The organism is Brevundimonas sp. KH_060 (assembly GCF_057838275.1).
The window spans coordinates 1439396-1458175 of the sequence record NZ_CM174463.1 but is presented as its reverse complement, the minus strand read 5'-3'; the positions used below and the strand labels follow the sequence as shown (position 1 = coordinate 1458175).

At 66.8% G+C, this 18780-nt stretch carries 22 protein-coding genes and 1 tRNA gene; 10 read left to right on the top strand and 13 right to left on the bottom strand.

Annotated features, from left to right (window positions below):
* The first annotated feature begins 2 nt into the window (after positions 1 to 2).
* Positions 3 to 419: an MliC family protein gene (locus tag AC3IPP_RS07200; RefSeq protein WP_489150870.1), complete on the top strand. Its 417-nt coding sequence runs from the start codon at positions 3 to 5 to the stop codon at positions 417 to 419.
* On the opposite strand, the gene AC3IPP_RS07195 is transcribed toward AC3IPP_RS07200, so the two are convergent.
* From AC3IPP_RS07195 to AC3IPP_RS07185, 3 genes are read right to left on the bottom strand one after another with little or no spacing between them, the layout of a single operon-like run.
* On the bottom strand, positions 416 to 1003 hold the full coding sequence (locus AC3IPP_RS07195; protein ID WP_489150869.1) for a GNAT family N-acetyltransferase: 588 nt from the start codon (positions 1001 to 1003) through the stop codon (positions 416 to 418). The two genes, AC3IPP_RS07200 and AC3IPP_RS07195, sit on opposite strands and share 4 nt — an antisense overlap.
* Positions 1000 to 2106: a 3-dehydroquinate synthase gene (aroB, locus tag AC3IPP_RS07190; protein ID WP_489150868.1), complete on the bottom strand. Its 1107-nt coding sequence runs from the start codon at positions 2104 to 2106 to the stop codon at positions 1000 to 1002. The genes AC3IPP_RS07195 and aroB overlap by 4 nt, the downstream gene beginning before the upstream one ends.
* A complete protein-coding gene (locus tag AC3IPP_RS07185; RefSeq protein WP_489150867.1) occupies positions 2103 to 2672 on the bottom strand; it encodes a shikimate kinase in 570 nt (189 codons plus the stop codon). The genes aroB and AC3IPP_RS07185 overlap by 4 nt, the downstream gene beginning before the upstream one ends.
* Before the next feature lie 68 nt (positions 2673 to 2740).
* Here AC3IPP_RS07185 and AC3IPP_RS07180 point away from each other — a divergent pair, with 68 nt between their 5' ends.
* The 4 genes from AC3IPP_RS07180 to AC3IPP_RS07165 all read left to right on the top strand — a co-directional run bounded on the left by AC3IPP_RS07180 (position 2741) and on the right by AC3IPP_RS07165 (position 5827).
* Positions 2741 to 3643, top strand: coding sequence for a site-specific tyrosine recombinase XerD (locus AC3IPP_RS07180; RefSeq protein WP_489150866.1), 903 nt, complete (start codon positions 2741 to 2743; stop codon positions 3641 to 3643).
* 85 nt (positions 3644 to 3728) lie between these two features.
* Entirely contained in the window at positions 3729 to 4679 is a 951-nt protein-coding gene (locus AC3IPP_RS07175; protein WP_489150865.1) for an acetyl-CoA carboxylase carboxyltransferase subunit alpha, read from the top strand.
* Positions 4680 to 4775: 96 nt separating this feature from the next.
* Positions 4776 to 5351 carry a response regulator gene (locus tag AC3IPP_RS07170; protein WP_087141435.1) on the top strand — a complete coding sequence of 192 codons (576 nt, stop codon included), beginning with the start codon at positions 4776 to 4778 and terminating at the stop codon, positions 5349 to 5351.
* Positions 5348 to 5827, top strand: a complete 480-nt coding sequence (locus tag AC3IPP_RS07165) for a chemotaxis protein CheE (protein WP_087141434.1) — start codon at positions 5348 to 5350, stop codon at positions 5825 to 5827. Before AC3IPP_RS07170 ends, AC3IPP_RS07165 begins: the two co-directional genes overlap by 4 nt.
* On the opposite strand, the gene AC3IPP_RS07160 is transcribed toward AC3IPP_RS07165, so the two are convergent.
* From AC3IPP_RS07160 to AC3IPP_RS07135, 6 genes are all read right to left on the bottom strand, one after another.
* Positions 5824 to 7704 carry an ABCB family ABC transporter ATP-binding protein/permease gene (locus AC3IPP_RS07160; RefSeq protein WP_489150864.1) on the bottom strand — a complete coding sequence of 627 codons (1881 nt, stop codon included), beginning with the start codon at positions 7702 to 7704 and terminating at the stop codon, positions 5824 to 5826. The two genes, AC3IPP_RS07165 and AC3IPP_RS07160, sit on opposite strands and share 4 nt — an antisense overlap.
* A 50-nt stretch (positions 7705 to 7754) precedes the next feature.
* A complete protein-coding gene (locus tag AC3IPP_RS07155) occupies positions 7755 to 8771 on the bottom strand; it encodes a threonine aldolase family protein (protein ID WP_489150863.1) in 1017 nt (338 codons plus the stop codon).
* Positions 8772 to 8774: 3 nt separating this feature from the next.
* Positions 8775 to 9749 carry a mechanosensitive ion channel family protein gene (locus tag AC3IPP_RS07150; RefSeq protein ID WP_489150862.1) on the bottom strand — a complete coding sequence of 325 codons (975 nt, stop codon included), beginning with the start codon at positions 9747 to 9749 and terminating at the stop codon, positions 8775 to 8777.
* Positions 9750 to 9799: 50 nt separating this feature from the next.
* Positions 9800 to 11497 carry a cisplatin damage response ATP-dependent DNA ligase gene (locus AC3IPP_RS07145; protein ID WP_489150861.1) on the bottom strand — a complete coding sequence of 566 codons (1698 nt, stop codon included), beginning with the start codon at positions 11495 to 11497 and terminating at the stop codon, positions 9800 to 9802.
* A 76-nt stretch (positions 11498 to 11573) separates the two neighbouring features.
* Positions 11574 to 13397 carry a response regulator gene (locus AC3IPP_RS07140; protein ID WP_489150860.1) on the bottom strand — a complete coding sequence of 608 codons (1824 nt, stop codon included), beginning with the start codon at positions 13395 to 13397 and terminating at the stop codon, positions 11574 to 11576.
* Positions 13398 to 13513: 116 nt separating this feature from the next.
* On the bottom strand, positions 13514 to 13813 hold the full coding sequence (locus AC3IPP_RS07135; protein WP_087141430.1) for a BolA family protein: 300 nt from the start codon (positions 13811 to 13813) through the stop codon (positions 13514 to 13516).
* A 44-nt stretch (positions 13814 to 13857) separates the two neighbouring features.
* On the opposite strand from AC3IPP_RS07135, the gene AC3IPP_RS07130 reads away from it, so the two are divergent.
* Complete coding sequence (locus AC3IPP_RS07130) at positions 13858 to 14532, top strand: J domain-containing protein (RefSeq protein WP_087141429.1); 675 nt, start codon at positions 13858 to 13860, stop codon at positions 14530 to 14532.
* Here AC3IPP_RS07130 and AC3IPP_RS07125 read toward each other — a convergent pair.
* Positions 14492 to 14764: a hypothetical protein gene (locus AC3IPP_RS07125; protein ID WP_489150859.1), complete on the bottom strand. Its 273-nt coding sequence runs from the start codon at positions 14762 to 14764 to the stop codon at positions 14492 to 14494. The genes AC3IPP_RS07130 and AC3IPP_RS07125 overlap by 41 nt on opposite strands.
* Positions 14765 to 14906: 142 nt before the next feature.
* Here AC3IPP_RS07125 and AC3IPP_RS07120 point away from each other — a divergent pair, with 142 nt between their 5' ends.
* Positions 14907 to 15335, top strand: coding sequence for an organic hydroperoxide resistance protein (locus AC3IPP_RS07120; RefSeq protein ID WP_087141427.1), 429 nt, complete (start codon positions 14907 to 14909; stop codon positions 15333 to 15335).
* 75 nt (positions 15336 to 15410) lie between these two features.
* On the top strand, positions 15411 to 16421 hold the full coding sequence (cobS, locus tag AC3IPP_RS07115; protein ID WP_489150858.1) for a cobaltochelatase subunit CobS: 1011 nt from the start codon (positions 15411 to 15413) through the stop codon (positions 16419 to 16421).
* 59 nt (positions 16422 to 16480) lie between these two features.
* On the opposite strand, the gene AC3IPP_RS07110 is transcribed toward cobS, so the two are convergent.
* Positions 16481 to 17536 (bottom strand): COX15/CtaA family protein, encoded by a 1056-nt coding sequence (locus tag AC3IPP_RS07110; RefSeq protein WP_489150857.1) that lies wholly within the window; start codon positions 17534 to 17536, stop codon positions 16481 to 16483.
* A gap of 141 nt (positions 17537 to 17677) precedes the next feature.
* On the opposite strand from AC3IPP_RS07110, the gene AC3IPP_RS07105 reads away from it, so the two are divergent.
* Positions 17678 to 17929 carry a transglycosylase gene (locus tag AC3IPP_RS07105; protein ID WP_087141425.1) on the top strand — a complete coding sequence of 84 codons (252 nt, stop codon included), beginning with the start codon at positions 17678 to 17680 and terminating at the stop codon, positions 17927 to 17929.
* Positions 17929 to 18144, top strand: coding sequence for a DUF2842 domain-containing protein (locus AC3IPP_RS07100; RefSeq protein ID WP_489150856.1), 216 nt, complete (start codon positions 17929 to 17931; stop codon positions 18142 to 18144). Before AC3IPP_RS07105 ends, AC3IPP_RS07100 begins: the two co-directional genes overlap by 1 nt.
* A 65-nt stretch (positions 18145 to 18209) precedes the next feature.
* On the opposite strand, the gene AC3IPP_RS07095 is transcribed toward AC3IPP_RS07100, so the two are convergent.
* Positions 18210 to 18286, bottom strand: a tRNA-Pro gene (locus AC3IPP_RS07095).
* Positions 18287 to 18358: 72 nt separating this feature from the next.
* Positions 18359 to 18775, bottom strand: a complete 417-nt coding sequence (locus tag AC3IPP_RS07090; protein WP_489150855.1) for a MerR family transcriptional regulator — start codon at positions 18773 to 18775, stop codon at positions 18359 to 18361.
* Positions 18776 to 18780: the final 5 nt, after the last annotated feature.

Sequence of the window (18780 nt, the reverse complement as noted above, 5' to 3'; positions counted from 1 at the left end):
CCTTGCCGACCCGTATCCTCTGGCCGACCATCGCCGTCTCCACCCTGGTTTTGTTGTCCGCCTGCGGCCAGGAGCCGCGCGAGGCCCCAACCGATGGCGACGCAGTGCGCGAACGCGCCGTCGAGGCCCAGACCGCGCGTCGCCGCACTGGCGCCGAGCTTCAGGATCGCGCCCTGAACCGCGTCGTCCACGCCGTCTATCTGTGCAACAATTCCGAGCGCCTGTCGGTCGACTTCGACAACCCGCGCCAAATGGCCACCGTGCGCAACTCCAATGGCGAGGCGGTGGACCTGTATCAGGAGCGCGCAGCCGACGGCATCTGGTATCGCGCCTCGGGCTATGAACTGCGCGGCAAGGGCGTCATGGCCACATGGACCGCCGCCGACCGCGAACCCACCGAATGCCGGGCCGTCGATTAGGCGAAGGCCGCCAACCGTTCGTCCAGCCGCCGCCGCACCTCGGGCCAATCATCGTCCAGTACGGCGAACTGCGCCGTATCCCGTGTCCGCCCGGTCCAGGTCGTCTTGTGCTTGCGCAGCACGCCCTCATGAGTCGCGCCCAGCTTGCGAATGGCCGCCTGACTGGCGGCGTTCAGGGCGTCCGTAATGATCTCGACCCGGATCGCCCCGTTTGAGAAGGCGTACTCCAGCAGCAGACGCTTGCACGCCGGGTTGATCGCCCCGCCCCGCGCCTCGGGCCGATAGAAGGTCGAGCCGACCTCGCAACGCCGATGCTCGGGTTTGATTTCATAAAGGCTGGTCGTGCCGACCACGGCGCCGTCACTTCGACGACGCACGGCGTAGGCGATGCGCGTGCCCGCCGCCATCGCCTTCAGCGCCGCGTCCCACCAATCGTCGAAATGCGGACCATAGGCGGCGGCGACCATGCCGCCCCAGGCGTCCGCGTCGCAGTCCAGCGCCGCCCTCACCTCGTCCTTCAGCGCCCCGATGAACGGCTCCAGCCGCACGAAGGCGTCCTCAAGGATGGCGGGCGACAGCTTCACGCCGCGCCTTCCTCGATCAGGAAGGCCCGCACCGTCTCGGCGTCCACGTCCTTGTCGGTGAAGGCGTCGCCCACGGCCCGCGCCAGGATCAGGGTCAGGCGCCCGCCCTCGGCCTTCTTGTCCCCGGCCATGCGCGCGATCAGAGCATCGGCCGCGAAGGCGTGATCCACGTCAGCCAACCGCGTCGGCAGACCCGCCGCGCGGATGCCTGCCTCGGCGCGCTCGGCCTCGGCCGCCGGACACAGCCCCTGCCGCGCCGAATAGCGGAAGGCCATGGCGCAACCCAGCGCCACCGCCTCACCGTGAGTCAGGGTCTCGTCGAACGCCAGTTCAGCCTCCAGCGCGTGGCCGAAGGTGTGGCCCAGGTTCAGCAAGGCGCGACGGCCCGCCTCCTTCTCATCCTCACCGACGATCTGGGCCTTGATCTCGACCGAGCGGATCACCGCCCGCTCCAGCGCATCCGGGTCGCCCAGCGCCCCAGCAGCCCCCTCTCCGCCCAGCCAGTCGAAGAAGGCCGCATCGCAGATCAGCCCGTGCTTCAGCACCTCGGCCCAGCCCGAACGCACCTGCCGCACCGGCAAGGTGGCCAGGGCCTCGATATCGGCCAGCACCCGGCGCGGCTGGTGAAAGGCGCCGATCAGGTTCTTGCCGCGCGGGGTGTCGATCGCCGTCTTGCCGCCCACCGAAGAATCCACCTGAGCCAGCAGGGTCGTCGGAATCTGCACAAAGTCGATCCCACGCATGAACAGAGCCGCCGCCAGCCCGGCCAGGTCGCCCACCACGCCGCCGCCCAGGGCGACGACCAGGCTCTTGCGATCCAGCCCTTCGGCCAGCAGCCGGTCCAGCACGGCCTCCAGCTGTTCAAACGACTTGGACGCCTCGCCTGCGGGCACGCTTACGATCCCGGTCGCCAGCCCCGCGCCTACCAGCGACGCACGCACCGTCTCGCCGTGGATCGCCGCCACCGTCTCGTCGCTGACGATGAAGACGCGCGTCGGCTTCAGGGCCGCAACCTCGGCGCCCGCCGCCTTCAGCAGACCGCGCCCAACGACGACCTCATAGGGGGCGAAAGCGCCGCCCGCGACCGGGATCGTCGTGGTCATGTCTGGGTCTCCTGCCGTCCAAACCGGCGCAACTGTCTAAGGATGGCTTCAACGGCCTGAGCGTGCGAGCCGCCGCCCACGTCGACCGTCAGATCAGCCTCGCCGTAGATGGGATAGCGCGCCTTGGCCAAATCACTGAGGGCGACCAAAGGATCGCGATTGCGCAGCAAGGGTCGCGTATCGCGTCGCCCCACCCGCTCGGCGATCACCTTCAGATCCGCGCGCATCCAGATACTGACGGCGTGCCGCTTCATCAGGGCTCGGGTGTCGGGATTGAGCACCGCCCCGCCCCCGGTCGCCAGCACGATCGGCGGCCCTTCCAACAGACGCTTCATGACCCGCGCCTCGCCAGCTCGGAACTCGACCTCGCCGCGCGTGGCGAAGATTTCGCTGACGGTCATGCCCGCCGCTTCCTCGATCACATGATCGCCGTCGGCGAACGGCAGGCCCAGCCGCGCGGCCAAGCGCCGCCCTACAGTCGATTTCCCGACGCCCATCAGCCCCACCAAGGCTATGGTGCGGACCGAAGACAGCGGGAAGGAATCAGGCGAGGCGTCGGAAGGCATGGTCCGTACACCCTCTACACCAGACGCCGCCCGGCTCCACACCCAGAAGCGATGACCTGACGCCCAGCATGACCCCGCAGATCGAAGCCTTTCTGGAGATGATGGCGGTGGAGCGCGACGCCTCGCCCCACACCCTGGCCGCCTATGGCCGCGATCTGGCGGATGCTGAGACCTGGCTGGGCGACGCCGGGGGCCTGATGAACGCGCCGCAAGAGGCGCTGGAGGCCTGGTTCGCCGACCTGTCGCGACGCGGGCTGTCCGCCGCCACAGCCGCACGGCGGCGCGCCTCGGTGCGGCAGTTCTATCGCTTCGCCCTGGGCGAGGGTTGGCGGGCTGACGATCCCTCGCGCCGCCTCGACGCGCCCAAGCAGGGCCGCAGCCTGCCCAAGACCCTCAGCCGCGACGAGATAGAGGCCCTGCTGACCGCCGCGGCCGTTCATGACGGCGCGGCGGGCCTTCGCCTGATCGCCCTGGTCGAGATGGCCTACGCCTCAGGTCTGCGCGTGTCGGAGCTGCTGGCGCTTAAGGTCGAGGCCGTGCGCCGCGACCCCGCCTATCTGATCGTACGCGGCAAGGGCGGCAAGGAGCGTCTGGCCCCGCTGAACACAGCCGCGCGCGAGGCGATCAAGGCCTGGCTGGACGCCCGCGACGCCGTCCGAAAGCCGAACACGCCCGACAGCGCCTGGCTGTTTCCTTCCCACGGCAAGAGCGGCCATCTGACGCCGCGCCGGTTCGCCCAACTTCTGGATCAGGCGGCCGTCATGGCGGGCATCGAGCCGGCGCGCGTCAGCCCCCACGTCCTGCGTCACGCCTTCGCCACCCACCTGCTGGAAGGCGGCGCCGACCTGCGCGTGGTGCAGACCCTGCTGGGCCACGCCGACATCTCGACCACCCAGATCTACACCCACGTCGCTGTCGACCGCCTGTCCCAGGTGGTCCACGCCAACCACCCCTTGGCGAAGGACGACTGAACCCGCGCTTGCTCCGAGGCGTTCCGCGCTCTAGGTTCCGCCGCCTTCCGTAGCGCCAAGCGCGCTTCTTCCTCACGGACGCCTTATGGCCACGCACTATCTCGAATTCGAAAAGCCGATCGCCGAACTGGACGCCAAGATCGCCGAGCTGTCGCTGCTGGCGCCGACCAGCGGATCGTTCGAGACCGAGATCGCCGCCCTGCGCAAGAAGGCCGACGCCATGCGCACCAAGGCCTACGCCAACCTGGATCCGTGGATGCGCACCCAGGTCGCGCGCCACCCGCAGCGCCCGCACTTCGTGGATTACGTCGACGGTCTGTTCAGCGACTTCGTGGAACTGCACGGCGACCGTCAGTTCGGCGACGACCAGGCCATCCTGGGCGGTCTGGCCCGCTTCCGCGGACAGCCGGTCGTAATCATGGGGCATGAAAAGGGCCATGACACCCAGACCCGCATCACCCACAACTTCGGCATGGCTCGCCCCGAGGGCTATCGCAAGGCCGTCCGCCTGATGGACATGGCCGAGCAGTTCGGCCTGCCGGTCCTGACCTTCGTCGACACCGCCGGCGCCTATCCCGGCCTGGGCGCCGAAGAGCGCGGCCAGGCCGAGGCCATCGCCCGCTCGACCGAGCGCGGCCTGACCCTGGGCGTCCCCTCCATCGCCACGGTGACGGGCGAAGGCGGTTCGGGCGGCGCCATCGCCATCGCCGCGGCCAGCCGCGTGCTGATGCTGGAGCACTCCATCTATTCGGTCATCTCGCCGGAAGGCGCGGCGGGCATCCTGTGGCGCGACGGCACGCGCGCCAAGGACGCAGCCAACGCGATGAAGATCACTGCACCCGACCTGATCGAGCTGAAGATCGTCGACCGTGTGATCCCCGAACCCCTGGGCGGCGCCCACGCCGACCGCGAAAAGGCGATCCAGAACGTCGGCCAGGTTCTGGAAGAAGAACTGAAGGCCATGTCCGGCCTGTCCGCCGAACAGCTCAAGAAGCAGCGCGCCGACCGATTCTACGCCATCGGCCGTTTGGGTTGATCCGGGGCTGATCGCGATTGCGCGGCGTCGCAACGCCGCCGAAGCTGACGTTATGCGATTCGTTCTGTTTTCCTCCGCTCGCATCGGCAGGCCCCCATGCGCAGCATGAACGGGGTCGGCGAATCCCTGCGCGAGAGCGCGGTGTTCAACTTCGACGGCGCGGTGACGATGGTCATCGACGATTCGCCCTTTTCGCTGGAGCTGACCGCCCAGGCTCTGCTCGGCTTCGGCATGAAGGTGCGACACGCCTGCGAGAGCGCGGCCGAGGCCATCTCCATCCTGCAAACTCATCCGGTCGACCTGATCCTGGTCGACTGCGAAATGCCGGGCATGAGCGGATATGAATTCGTGCGCTGGCTGCGCCGTTCCGGGCTGGAGCCCAACGCTTATACGCCCGTCATCATGACCGCCGCCCACGTTCGCCGCTCCAAGGTGTCGGACGCGCGCGACTGCGGCGCCAACTTCCTGATCACCAAGCCGTTCAGCGCAGGCGTCCTGCTGGAACGCATCGTCTGGGTGTCGCGGGACAATCGCCCCTTCCTGGAGGTCGGCGACTATTTCGGCCCCGATCGGCGCTTCCGCAGCGAACCTTGGCCCGGCCCGGAACGCCGGGCCGAAGAACGCCGCAAGACGGCCTTTGAAAAAGAACGCAGGGCGGCGGTGGAGCTATGACGGTCATCACGCACAATCGTCGTCGCAGCCGCCTGTCGACCCTGGTCGACCAGCCTGGCGGCGTCAGCGTCGGCGTCGCCTTGAATCAGGCCCGCGCCAATCTGGCCGGGCTGGAGAGCCGCAGCCGAGAGATCATTCAGGAACAGGTCACGGCGCTAGCGGCCATGCCCGCTCCTGTCGGCGTCGACGAAACCGCTCTGGACAAGGCCTATGCCCACGCCAGCGCCGTGATCGACGCCGCCGGGCCGTTTGAACTCAACGACCTGTGCGCAGCAGCAGCCAATCTGTGCGATCTGATCGACGCCGCGCCTGAGGGCCGGTCCTTTGACTGGCGTGTCGTCACCGTCCACGCTCAAGCCCTGCGCCTGTTGCTGACCCTGCCGGCCGAGGCCGCTGACGCCCGCGCCAAGGTGCTGGACAGCCTCAAGGACGTGCTGAAGGCCAAGGTTCCCGGCGCCGGAGAGCCCGAAGCCTAACCAGCCTGGGTCTTCGCCCCGCGCGTCTGCTTGCGCCACAGGGCCGCGTACTCTCCGCCCTGACGCGCGACCAGCTCATGATGGGCGCCGCGCTCGACGATACGGCCTGCCTTCAACACCAGGATCTGATCGGCATCCGCCACAGTCGACAGACGGTGCGCCACGACCAGGGTCGTGCGGCCAGTCCGCGCTCGCCGCAGGGTCTTCTGGATCGCCGCCTCAGTCCGGCTGTCCAGGGCGCTGGTCGCCTCGTCCAGGATCAGGATGCAGGGATCAGCCAGCAGCGCGCGCGCGATGCCGACCCGCTGACGCTCGCCGCCCGATAGCTTCAGCCCCCGTTCGCCGACGCGCGTATCCATGCCTTCGGGCAGGTTGCGGATGAAATCCGCCAGTTCAGCCGCTTCCGCCGCCGCCCAGATCGCCGCCTCGTCCGCGTCGGGTCGAGCGAAGGCGATGTTGGCGGCGATGGTGTCGTTGAACAGGGCCACGTCCTGCGGCACCAGGGCCACGGCCGCACGCAGCGACGCCTGGGTCACGCTGCGCGCGTCCCGGCCGTCGATCAGCACCGCGCCTTCCTGTGGGTCGAGCAATCGCAAGGCCAGCTTGACGATGGTGGACTTGCCCGCCCCCGACGGCCCGACCAGGGCGGTCGTGGCGCCCGCCGGCGTGACGAAGCTGACGTCGTCCAGCCCCGCCGCCCGTGCGTCATGCCGGAATCCGACATGGTCAAACACGACCTCGGCGCCCCGCCCGCTTTCAGGGCGCGGCAGATCAATGGCGTCGGGCGCATCCGCCACCTGCGGCGCCTGACGCGTCACCTTAAGCATCTCCTCCATGTCGATGAAGGATTGGCGGATTTCGCGATAGGCGAAGCCCAGAATGTTCAGCGGCGCATAGAGGGAGATCATGATCAGCACCGCCGCCGTCACATCGCCCGGCCCCATGCGCCCCGCCGCCGCCTCGAACCCGGCCATGACGGCCATGACGCCCAGGCCGACGTTCATGATCAGGCCCTGGATCAGGTTCAAGGTCGCCAGCGAAGTGTTCGCCTTCAGCGACGCCTTCGCATAGGTCGCCAGAGACGCCTCATAGGCCTGCGCAGCCCGACCCTCGGCGCCGAACGACTTGACGGTTTCATAGTTCAGCAGGGCGTCGACCGACAGGCCCGCCGCCTCGCTGTCAGCCGCGTTCATGGCGCGCCGGTGCTCCAGCCGCCAGTTGGCCATGGCGAAGGTCGTGACCGCATAAACCAGCACCACGGCCACCGCCACGGCGCCGAATCGCCAGTCGTATTTACCGCCCAGAACCGCCGCCGCCAGCACCAGCTCCAGCACCGTCGGACCCAGATTGAACATCAGGATGCGCAGCAGGAAATCGACCGCGCGCGAGCCCCGGTCCATCACCCGCGACAGAGCGCCGGAGCGCTTGGTCTGGTGGAAGTCCAGCGACAGGCTGAGGGCGTGAGCAAACGTCTCGGCCGCCGTCTTGCGTTGGGCCGCCGCGCGGACCGGGGCGAACACCACGTCCGACAACTGCGGCGTCGCCGCCGACAGAAAGCGCACCAGGGCCCAGCCCACGGCGAAGGCCGCAAAACCCAGACCCACCGACGCCGCCGGCCCCTGCCCCGCCGCCAGATGATTGACCGCCGCGCCCAGCACCAGCGGCGCCAGCACGCCCAACCCCTTGCCCGCCAGGGTCAGCAGGATCGCGCCCGCCACGCGCCACGGCAGTTGCGGCGCACCCGAACGAGCCACCACGCCGATCAGGTTCTTCAGCGCCTCAATCGTAGGCGGCGCCTCCAGTTGCGCGGGGTCTGTCCCGGCGTTCATGGCCTTGCTTGCGACGTCGCCGCGCCGTCCCGAGCGTTCACCGCGCATCTTCACGTCCCGCCGCCATCATGCCACCCAGGCGGAACGCGCCCGCCACGTCAATCCAGGCTCGCCACGGCGTCGACCAAGGCGTCGACCGACGCCTCGTCCGTGGCCCAGGAGCAGACGAACCGCACCGAGCCGTCGTCGAATTGATAGCAGGCCCAGCCCGCCGCATTCAGTTGAGCATGAACCTCGTCCGGCATCCGCACGAAGACCGTGTTGGACTCCACCGGGTGGGCCAGCACGAAGGGCGTCTTCGCCTCGATTCCGTCGGCCAGGCGCTGCGCCATCAGATTGGCGTGGGCGGCGCCCACCAGCCAGTCGCCGGATTCCAGCAGTCCCATCAGCGGCGCGACCAGCAGGCGCCCTTTGGACGCCGTCTGACCCGCTTGTTTCAGGCGATTGTCGATGCGTCGCGTCAACGTCTTGTCGAAGATCACCAGGGCCTCGACGCAATGCGCGCCCGCCTTGGCCCCGCCGAACGACAGCACATCGACGCCCAGACGTGGAATGTCCTTGGGATCGAAGCCCGCCGCCACGGCGTTGGCCAACCGCGCGCCGTCCATATGCACGCCCAGACCCGCTCGCTTGGAAGGCTCGATCAGATGGCGCAGCTCTTCCTCGGAGTACACGGCGCCGTATTCCGTCGCCTGAGTGAGGCTGAGCGCCGCCGGCGGCTGGCGATGGCCCACTACCGGCTCTTCCAGAGCGGCGTAAAGCGCGGCCACATCGACCTTGCCTGAATAGCCCGGCAAGCCGATCAGGCCGACGCCCTGGCCGAAGAAACCGGGCGCCCCCGTCTCATCCGTGCAGACATGGGCCGCATGGTGCGCCAGCACCGCCTCATAGGGGCGCGCCAGCATCGACAGGCCGATGGCGTTGGCCGCCGTGCCGCTGAAGACGAAGCGCACCTCGGCGTCGGCGTCCAGCGTCTGGCGGATCAGGTCGGCGGCGCGCGCCGAAGTCTCATCTGCGCCATAGGCCCGCGCGAACCCTGCATTGGCGGCGACCAGAGCCTGAAGTGCTGAAGGCGCCATGCCCGTCGTGTTGTCGGAACCGAAATCAAAACGCACGGCTCATTCTCCCCCTTGGTCCGAGGCCTCGCCCTGGACCGCACCATCCGGGATCGGTGCCATAACGACCCGCGCAAATTTGGCGTCCTTCGCGGGCACCTCGACCTGGTGCGGGAAGGGAATTTCGATACCGGCCTCGTCCAGAGCTTCCTTGCCGGCCTGCATCAGGTCAGCCTGGGTCTGCCACCAGTCGGCGTTGTTCACCCAGGCATGCAGGGTGATCTCGACCGCGCTGTCCAGCAGCGCCGTCACCCCTGTCCAGGTCGCGGGGTCATCCAGCACCTTGTCGTGAAGCCGTGCGACCGCCGCCAGCACCTCACGCGCCTCCTTCAGGTTCTCGCCGTAACCGACGGTGAACTTGATCTCGATGCGGCGCGTCCGCTGGCCCGTCAGGTTGATGATGACGTCGCTGAGCACCTTGGAGTTCGGGATGACGATCTTGTGGTTGTTGGCGTTCGACAACTGGGTGGTGAACAGGTCCAGCTTCTGCACCGTGCCCGAAGCGCCGCCCACATCGATGACTTCGCCGACGCGATAGGGCCGCAGGACCAGCAGCATCACCCCCGCCGCCACGTTCGACAGCGTGCCTTGCAGCGCAAGGCCGACCGCCAGGGAGGCGGCGCCCAGAACGGCGATGATGGAGGTCGTCTGCACGCCCAGGCGCTGCAGCACGGCGATCATGCCGATGATGATGACCACCACCCGCACGATCTGGACCATGAAGGCCAGCACCGTCGGGTCGCGCCGGACGGCCTTGGTGCGGCCCAACAGCTTGCGCGCCGCCCCCGAAGCCCAGCGCGCCGCCACCAGGGTCAGGGCGAAGATGATCGCGGCGACCGTCAGGTTGATGGCGAAATCACCCAGCATGTCCATGGCCTTGGCCAGGATGGCGGCGTCCACGGTCAGCTTCTGCTCGCCAGCGGCCACGACCTGAGCCAAGGGCTCAGCGAGAACGGCGGGGGTATGCAGGAAATTCATGAGCATGAGCCGGGTCTAACGCTTGTGCAGCCGATTGGAAGCCCCGCCGGTCAAGCTTTTTCACCAGCGTTTACCCGCCCGCCGCCGCGTTCGATGGCGTCCAGCAGATCCAGAACGGACTCAAGGGTGTCGGCCTCGCGCGCCGGTTTGTCCCAGCGGATGCGGCTGACGCGCGGAAAGCGCATGGCTACCCCCGATTTATGGCGCGTAGAGCGCTGCAATCCCTCGAAGGCGATCTCCAGCACCAAGCCGAATTCGCGCTCGGCGCGAACGGCGCGGACAGGGCCGAAGCGATCCGTCGTGTGATCGCGCACGAATTTGTCGATCTGCTTCAACTCTTCGTCGGTGAAGCCGAAATAGGCCTTCCCGACCGGCGCCAGCGCCCCCTCCTCCGTCCAGACGCCGAAGGTGTAGTCAGAATAGTAGCCGGAGCGCTTCCCATGCCCGCGCTGGGCGTACATCAACACGGCGTCGATGACATGCGGGTCACGCTTCCACTTGAACCAGGGCCCCTTGGGACGGCCCGCCACATACAGGCTGTCACGACGCTTCAGCATCACCCCTTCAGCGGCGGCGCCGACCGGCGGGTCGGCGCGCAAGGCCGCCAGTTCGTCCCAGCCCGCATATTCCAGCAATGGCGACAGGCCCAGCCGTTCGCCTTCATGCCTGGCCGCCAACTGCTCCAGCCGCTTCCTACGCTCGGTCAGGGGCAGATTGCGCAGATCCGTCGCCCCCTCGGCCAACAAATCATAAGCCAGGATGCCCGCTGGGTAGTCCTGCATCAGTCTGGCGCTCGCCGTCTTGCGGTTCAGCCGCTGTTGCAGGTCGCCGAACGGCGCCACCACCCCGCCGCGGATCACCAGAAGCTCGCCGTCCACAGCTCCCTCGAAGTCCAGGGCCGCCGCCACATCGGGAAAGGCGGCTGAAATCTCGTCTCCGGTGCGGGAATACAGGCGCGTCTCCCCGCCCTCGCGCACTGCCTGGACGCGAATGCCGTCCCACTTCCATTCAGCGACGAAATCAGCCGGTTCGAGGCGTGGCAGGTCCAGCTCTTCATCCAGAGCCGTCGCCAGCATGACGGGACGAAACCGGCCGGGCGCGTCCGCGCTGGGCCGCTCAGCCCGCCCCTCCACCCAGGCGAACAAATCCTCATAGGGCGGCCGCAGCGCGTGCCAGACTTCCTCGATGTCGCCGACCGTGATCGGCGGCAGGCTTTCCGCCGCCTCCCGGCCATCCGGCCTGGGCGGATCGATCACGGTCGCCGGACGCATCATGGCCACGGCCGTGCGCGCCAGCCGCGCCGACAAGCCCACCCGAAGCCCGCCCGTCACCAGCTTCAGCAAAGCCCAGCGCCCCTTGGGCTCAAGCGCATCCAGCCAGCCTTCGATCAGCGACGGCGCTTCCACGCGGTTCGCCCGCATAAGGGCGTCCACCACCTCGGCCAGTTCCGGTTCGCGATTGGCGCGATGCATCGGATCGCGCGGCCAGATCAGGGCCGTCGTCTCGGCCAGATCGCCGACATAGTCATAGGACCAGCCGAACAGCACCAAATCGACCCGCGCCTCGACCGCCTTGCGGATCATGGCCGGCTTGGCCGTGGCGAAGCTCAGATCCCCGGTCAGCGCGGCTAGCGCCCAGCCGCGATCAGGATCAGGCGTCGCCTTCAGATAGTCGCGTAGCAGGACCAGCTTCGCATTGCGCGAGGTCGTCAGCGACAGGCGATCCAACAATTCGGCGAAGGGACGCAATCGGGCTCCAGCTCTTCAGACGTCCCTGCACAACGACGTAGAAGCCACAGGTTTCCCTCAGCTTCTGTTTGGAAGGTCAAGCGGCCGCCGCTTCGTCGCCTACTTCCTGCTCCGCGAGGCGACGCAACGCAGCCCGTCCGCCTTGAGCGTGGACCATCAGCGCCGAAAGACTGCGGAAATCGATCGGCTTGTTCAGATAGGCGTCAGCGCCCGCCGCCAGGCCCGCCTCGTGGTCTTCGTTCCGCGCAGAAGCCGACAGAAAGATGATGGGCGTCTCGGCGTTGGCGCCCCCGGCTTCGCGGATCAGACGGGTCGCGGCCAGTCCGTCCATGACCGGCATGTTGACGTCCATAACGATCAGATCGAACCGCTGGTCGCGAGCGGCGTCAACCGCCTCCTGCCCATTCTCGGCCATGCTGGTGCGCCGCCCCGTGGACGCCATCCAGGCCTCCAGGATCATGCGATTGACGGGGTGATCCTCGACCACCAGCACTTCCATCCCGTCGCCTGCCATGACGTCGCCTGCAACAACGGCCGCGGTCTCGGCGGCGCGCCAGGCCACCACTTCGCCCTCAACAGCAAAAGTGAAAGTGGAGCCTTCGCCCAGGCGAGAGGTCACGGAGATCTCTCCGCCCATGATGTTAGCAAGGCGCCGCGAGATCGTCAGCCCCAGGCCCGTTCCCCCGAACCGTCGCGTCGAGGAGGCATCCACCTGGGTGAAGGGCTGAAACAATTGATCCATATCGTCGTCGGAAATACCCGCGCCGCTGTCGATCACCGCGAACTCAAAGGCCACGCGACGCTCCGAGACACGACGCCCACGGGTCACGAACCGCACCGCACCCTGATCCGTGAACTTGACGGCGTTGGACAGGAGGTTCTGCACAACCTGGCAGACTCGCAAAGGGTCGCCCCGCACCACATCGGGAACATCGCCCTCGAATTCGGTGATGAACTCAAGACCCTTCGCTTCAGCCTGGGCCTCGAAGGGGCCGACGATGCGGCGGTGCAAATCTTCCAGATTCACGTCTACCGCTTCAAAATTCATGCGCCCCGCCTCGATCTTCGTCATGTCGAGGATGTCGTTCAGCAGGCTCAGCAGATTGTCGCCCGAGTTGCGAATGATGGCCAGATACTCGCGCTGCGCCCCTTCCAGCCGAGTGGCGCTGAGCAGTTGCGCTGCGCCCAACACCCCGTTCATCGGCGTGCGCAACTCGTGGGAGATGACGCCCAGGAAGTTGGATTTCGCCTCATTGGCCTCATCGGCCCTGTCGCGGGCGGCTTCCAGTTCCTCGATCAGATGGGCCTGATGTTCCTGGAAGGCGCGGATGCGCTCTTCACGCAGCATGGTCATGGTGACCAGAACGAACAGGCTAGCCGCCGTAAACGGAGCCAAGGCCACAAACGGCCAGAAAATGGGATCCCCCAGCAGATTGACGGCGATGATCGCCGCCGCCGCACCATAGGGGGAGGAAATCAGGATCGCCTGTCGCGGCGAATTCCGCAGCTGGGCGAACACCAACACATAGCCCGACATCAAAAAGGCGATGGCCAGTTCGCGCCCGAACAGCGATGGCGAAAACCAGGCCAGCAGAGGCGCCACGGCCCAGACCGCTGTGGTGGCCGTAGCTACAGCCGGAAACACCAAGCCCCAGCCGCTGCCTGCACTCTGGCTGACACGCTTTTCGACTTCGCCGCGCAGGGCGCCCGCCGCCAGGGTGGCGACGAACCAGATCAGACCGTGCGCCAGGCCGACCGTTGCGATCAAGCCCAGCGCCCAGCTGACGATAATGAGGTAACGCAGATAGTGAGTCTGCAGGATGGCGGTCAGAGCCTGGGCCGCTTCGCCCGGCGCCTGCGCCCCTTCCATCCCCTTTGTGAACCCGTCAGATCCAACCATCGCGACGCCCCCGCCCGCTACAAAATGCTTCGGGTGCGGACGCTAAGGCGAAAGGTTCTAAGACGATATGAATGCGGATAACTACGTAATCCGAATCTTTTACGCGCCTGCTCCCATCAGGGTTGAGCCTCTTGCGGCGTCTGCGCCCGGATCGAAAGCGCGTGAACCGGCCCGGCCAGCTCCGCCTTCAGCACAGCGTTGACGGCCCGCTGGCGCGCCACGCGGCTCTGCCCCGAGAAGGCCTCGGAAACGATGGTCAGCTGAAAATGACTTTCGCCGCCATCGCGAGCGTCGATTCCGCCCTCATGGTGGTGACCGGCGTGTTTCCAGCTGTCATCCTCCAGGTCCAGACGCACCGGGGCGAAGGCCGCAGTCAGTTTTTCGCGCATAACCGTCGCGATCGGGCCGTCAGACATGGGAACTCCTTGAAGCTGTCCAATTCGGCCTTACACTTCGGGGGATGTCTGCGTCTTTTCAATACAAGCCTCGCTTCACCGACATTCGGGTGAAGCCGCCGCGTCCCGACGAGGAACAGGAAGCGGCGGAGGATGTCCTGCGCCTCAAGCCGGGCGAGAAACCCTGCGACTGGGCTGATTGCACGCGTCCGGCGACGGCTCGCGCCCCGAAGTCGCGCGAGCAATTGAACGACTTCTACAACTTCTGCCAGGTGCACGCTGGCCAGTACAACAAGAGCTGGAACTTCTACGCCGGCATGAACGAGGGCCAGATTCGCGCCGCTCAGGAAAACGAGGCCATGACCGGCGGCCGCCCCACCTGGCAGATGAAGGCGGGACCGCAGACGCGCGAGGCCGCCGCCTTTGCAGCGAAGTTCGGCACGAACAACAACTCGGGCGCCGGCTCATGGCGCGACAGCTTCGGTCTGTTCGGTCGGCGCGTTAACGCCGAGGGGCCAATCCAGGATGATCCGCATCACCGGCTAGGCAAGCTGGAACGCACCGCCCTGGCCGATCTGGGCCTGGAGCCGGGTGCCGACAAGGCGGCCATCAAGGCTCGCTATCACGAGATGCTCAAGCGCTTTCATCCCGACACCAACGGCGGCGATCGCGGCGCGGAAGCCAAGCTTCAGAGCGTTATCAAGGCCTGGAAAACCTTGAAAAAGGCCGGGCACGCCTGAGCGACCGCAACAGCCCGCCGTCACCCGGCAAGGCGTCGACGCGAGTCATGGCCTGACCGGCGGCCGAGGAATCCCAGATTTCCGCAAAGACTTCGGCCCCGGATTCGTCCAGCATCATGCGCCGCGTTTCCTGGATCGCCTCGGTGAAGCTGTCGGCCTCCAAGGGGAACATCTGAGGCGTCCTTCCAGGCGCATCATAGACGTAGCAAAAATATTGCGTGTGCGTTTCCATGTCCCTCTCCCCCGACGGGAGCGATGCCTAATTGTTAACACCCTATTGCCGAATTTTCGAATCACAGAACCGTTGTTTCTGACAGGCGTTGCCTCTGCATCATCCCCCATTCGTCCCCAGCCTGGGGATAAGGAGTCCACAGATGGAAGTCTTGTACCGCGCCCACGCCACAGCCTCCGGCGGAGGCCGTGACGAAGGCCGATCGGCCACTGACGACGGCAAAATCGACGTTCGGCTGTCCGTTCCCACCGAAATGGGCGGCAAGGGCGGCGACGGCACCAATCCCGAGCAGCTTTTCGCTACGGGCTACGCCGCCTGCTACCTGGGCGCCCTGCGGCTGGTCTCAGGCAAGGCGGGCACGCCTGTCGGCCCCGACACCAAGGTCGCGGCCGGGATCGGCTTCGGCAAGAACACCCGCGGTGAGGGCTTCAATCTCGATGTGACCTTACGGGTGTCGGATCACGGTCTGGATCGCGCGGTGATCGACGACCTGATCCAGAAAGCACACCAGGTTTGCCCCTATTCCAACGCCACGCGCGGCAACGTCGACGTGGACCTGTCGGCGGAATAGACCGACCGGCCCATGGCGAATAATCCATCCGGCCCCTCGCGCGTGTTGAGCCGCGCGCGCGAGGGCGCTAGGTGGATGGCCATGACCTCTCCGCTCGACGCCTCCCCCGACCCGCTCGTCATCCTGGAACCGCACCGCAAGGTCACGCTGAAGGAGGCGTTCGGCGTCGATTCCGACATGGTCGTGCCGGCCTTCGACACGCGCGACAGCCATGTGCCCGAGATCGACGAGTCCTATCGCTTCGATCCTCAGACCACGATCGCCATCTGCGCGGGCTTCGCCTACGATCGTCGCGTGATGGTTCAGGGCTATCACGGCACCGGCAAGTCGACCCACATCGAACAGGTCGCCGCCCGTCTGAACTGGCCGCTGGTCCGCATCAACCTGGACAGCCATGTCAGCCGCATCGACCTGATCGGCAAGGACGCCATCGTCCTGAAGGACGGCAAGCAGATCACCGAATTCCGCGAAGGCATCCTGCCCTGGGCGCTGCAACGGCCTGTCGCCCTGGTGTTCGACGAATATGACGCGGGCCGCCCGGATGTCATGTTCGTCATCCAGCGCGTGCTGGAGGCTCAAGGCCGCCTGACCCTGCTGGACCAGAACCGCGTCATCCGTCCGAACAAGTGGTTCCGCCTGTTCGCCACCTCGAACACGGTCGGCCTTGGCGACACGACGGGCCTGTATCACGGCGCCCAGCAGATCAACCAGGCGCAGCTGGACCGCTGGAACATCGTCACCACGCTGAACTATCTCGACCACGACGTGGAAGCTGAGATCGTCGCCGCCAAGGTGCCCGAGTGGAACGACGCCGAGGGCAAGCGCCGCATCGCCGCCATGGTCCGCGTCGCCGACATGACCCGCAACGCCTTCATGAACGGCGACATCTCGACCGTCATGTCGCCCCGTACGGTCATCACCTGGGCCCAGAACGCCATCATCTTCGACGGCGATGTCGCCTTGAGCTTCCGCCTGACCTTCCTGAACAAGTGCGACGAGCTGGAGCGGCCGACCATCGCCGAATTCTATCAGCGCGCCTTCGGCGAAGACCTGCCGGAATCCGCCACGCGCGTGAAGATCGGCTAGGGGCTCCCCCTCGCACAATTGAGAAGGCCGCCTTCCGATCAGGAAGGCGGCCTTTTTTCTTAGCGAAGTCCCGAGGCGAACAGTCTTGGCCGCGAGCGCCGCACCAGCCACAGGTTCACCGTGGCCGCGGCCAGCACCAGCGCCGCCACAGCCTGGTGCAGCACGCCGAGCGTCAGCGGCACGGCATGGATCAGGGTCAGGACGCCCAGCCCCGCCTGCAGCCACAGCGCGCCCGCCAGCATCAGGGCCGAGGCTCCCAATCCTTCGCCAAGGCGCCCGCGCAGGGCCTGCACCGCATAGAAGGTGCCCGCAAACAGCAGCACATAGGCGCCGATCCGGTGGTTCAGCTGCACCAGCCCCTGATCGTGCAGGAAGGTCAGCGCCCCCTGCCCCCACTCGACCGGCGGGAACAGGGCGCCGTTCATCATCGGCCAGTCGGTGTAGATCATGCCCGCTTTGGCTCCGGCCACCAGGCCGCCGAGCAGGCACTGGAAGAAGACGCCGCCCAACAGCAGGCCCGCGCCCCAGCTCCAGCCGCGCGGCGCGCGCGTGAAGTCCGAACCGGACCAGGCCTCAAGCCCGGTCCAGATCAGTCCGGCGAAGATCAGGAAGGCCAAGCCCAGGTGGGTCGTCAGCCGTTCCGGCGCCACGTCGATGCGCTCAGCCAGGCCGCTGGACACCATCCACCAGCCGATCAGCCCCTGCAGACCGCCTAGAGCCAACAGGATCGCGCAGCGTCCGATCAGGCGGCGCGGAATGGCGCGGAAGGCCAGGAACAGGACGAAGGGCACGGCGAAGACCACGCCGATCAGACGCCCCAGCAGGCGGTGCGCCCATTCCCACCAGAAGATGTACTGGAACTCCGCCATGCTCATGCCGGCGTTGACTTCGACATATTGGGGGATGGCCTTGTACTTGTCGAACGCCTCGACCCAGTCGGCATGGCTCATCGGCGGCAGAGCGCCCATGATGGGCTTCCATTCCGTGATCGACAGCCCCGAGCCGGTCAGACGCGTCGCGCCCCCGACCACCACCATGGCGAACACCAAGGTCGCGCAGAAAAACAGCCACAGCGCCACCGCGCGGCTGCGGTCCAATTCACCAATACGCTTCATTCGACGCCTGCCGTTCGCCCCGATATGCTTGCCGCCTCTTTCGCAGGCGGCGGAACCGAGGGATATGCCCCTCCCGCGTGGCAAGATCGAGTCGGTTTCTACGCCAAAGCGTCGCACAACATTCAAGGGGAGCGCCAAGCGGTGCAATATGTCGAGATCGCCATCGCCCTGGCCGGGGCCCTGGGCCTGGCCTGGATCGCCGACTTGCTGACGGGTCGTCGCGGCCTGGGCGGGACCGTTCTGGTCGCCCTGGTCAGCGGCGCCTGCGGCGCCTTCCTGGCCGTGCGGGTGTTCGCCGTGGCCACCCTGGCCGACTGGGAGTGGCTGCCCTGGGCCTTTGCGGCCGTCGTCCTGGGACTGGTCGCCTTCTTCCTGTTCCGGAGCAAGCGCTGATGCCGCCTCGCGCCCGCCGTTTCGTCGCCACCCTGGCTGTCGTCTTCTTTCTGGCCTTCTGGGTGTGGGGCGCCGTGACCCTGCATGACCATCTACCGGACGCCTGGTGGATCGACCTGATCTTCTTCGCCGTGGCGGGGATCGGCTGGGGCGTGCCGCTCATTCCCCTGCTGCGCTGGGCCGAGCGCGAGCCCGAGGACAAGACAAAGGTCTGAACAGCAGAACGGCCGGTGAGGTTTCCCTCACCGGCCGTTTCAGCCTGCTGATAACCCTCAGCAAATGGTCGGAGCGACAGGATTCGAACCTGCGACCCCTTGACCCCCAGTCAAGTGCGCTACCAGGCTGCGCCACGCTCCGAAGGCGCTCCCTATAGACGGCGGTTCGGTGCTCCGCAAACCCTAAAACGCTCTATCGACAACAACTTCCGTCTTAGCGGCGCAGAACGGCCTCCAAGCGGGCCTTGGCCGCTTCCAGTTCGCTTAGCAGGGCCTCCAGACGCGCCGAATCCGCCGGAATCGCCGTCGCTTCCAAGGTCGTTTCAGCGCGATCACCCGAATCGATCTCGAGCGTAGCGGTCGGATCGGCATAGGCCGTCAGCCGCGCCAGGCCCTGATCCTGCACCAGGCGCTGCACGCCGCGAATCGTCAGCCCCTCGTCGTGCAGCAGGCGCCGCACGGCCTTCAGCACCATGACGTCGTCAGGACGATAGAAACGGCGGCCGCCAGCACGCTTCACCGGAGCGACGAATTCGAACTTCGTCTCCCAGAACCTCAGCACATGCTGGGGGGCGCCGACTTCATCGGCCGCTTCAGAAATGGTGCGGAAGGCTTTGGGGCTTTTGGCCAAGGGTC

Bases quoted from the DNA above. Each gene is read 5' to 3' on its own strand.
- AC3IPP_RS07165 (WP_087141434.1), top strand. From the start codon at position 5,348: ATGACGGTCATCACGCACAATCGTCGTCGCAGCCGCCTGTCGACCCTG.
- AC3IPP_RS07120 (WP_087141427.1), top strand. From the start codon at position 14,907: ATGGAAGTCTTGTACCGCGCCCACGCCACAGCCTCCGGCGGAGGCCGT.
- AC3IPP_RS07160 (WP_489150864.1), bottom strand. From the start codon at position 7,704: ATGCGCGGTGAACGCTCGGGACGGCGCGGCGACGTCGCAAGCAAGGCC.
- AC3IPP_RS07110 (WP_489150857.1), bottom strand. From the start codon at position 17,536: ATGAAGCGTATTGGTGAATTGGACCGCAGCCGCGCGGTGGCGCTGTGG.
- cobS (WP_489150858.1), top strand. From the start codon at position 15,411: ATGGCCATGACCTCTCCGCTCGACGCCTCCCCCGACCCGCTCGTCATC.
- AC3IPP_RS07150 (WP_489150862.1), bottom strand. From the start codon at position 9,749: ATGAATTTCCTGCATACCCCCGCCGTTCTCGCTGAGCCCTTGGCTCAG.
- AC3IPP_RS07180 (WP_489150866.1), top strand. From the start codon at position 2,741: ATGACCCCGCAGATCGAAGCCTTTCTGGAGATGATGGCGGTGGAGCGC.
- AC3IPP_RS07185 (WP_489150867.1), bottom strand. From the start codon at position 2,672: ATGCCTTCCGACGCCTCGCCTGATTCCTTCCCGCTGTCTTCGGTCCGC.
- AC3IPP_RS07125 (WP_489150859.1), bottom strand. From the start codon at position 14,764: ATGGAAACGCACACGCAATATTTTTGCTACGTCTATGATGCGCCTGGA.
- AC3IPP_RS07135 (WP_087141430.1), bottom strand. From the start codon at position 13,813: ATGTCTGACGGCCCGATCGCGACGGTTATGCGCGAAAAACTGACTGCG.
- AC3IPP_RS07100 (WP_489150856.1), top strand. From the start codon at position 17,929: ATGCCGCCTCGCGCCCGCCGTTTCGTCGCCACCCTGGCTGTCGTCTTC.
- AC3IPP_RS07170 (WP_087141435.1), top strand. From the start codon at position 4,776: ATGCGCAGCATGAACGGGGTCGGCGAATCCCTGCGCGAGAGCGCGGTG.
- AC3IPP_RS07140 (WP_489150860.1), bottom strand. From the start codon at position 13,397: ATGGTTGGATCTGACGGGTTCACAAAGGGGATGGAAGGGGCGCAGGCG.
- aroB (WP_489150868.1), bottom strand. From the start codon at position 2,106: ATGACCACGACGATCCCGGTCGCGGGCGGCGCTTTCGCCCCCTATGAG.
- AC3IPP_RS07175 (WP_489150865.1), top strand. From the start codon at position 3,729: ATGGCCACGCACTATCTCGAATTCGAAAAGCCGATCGCCGAACTGGAC.
- AC3IPP_RS07130 (WP_087141429.1), top strand. From the start codon at position 13,858: ATGTCTGCGTCTTTTCAATACAAGCCTCGCTTCACCGACATTCGGGTG.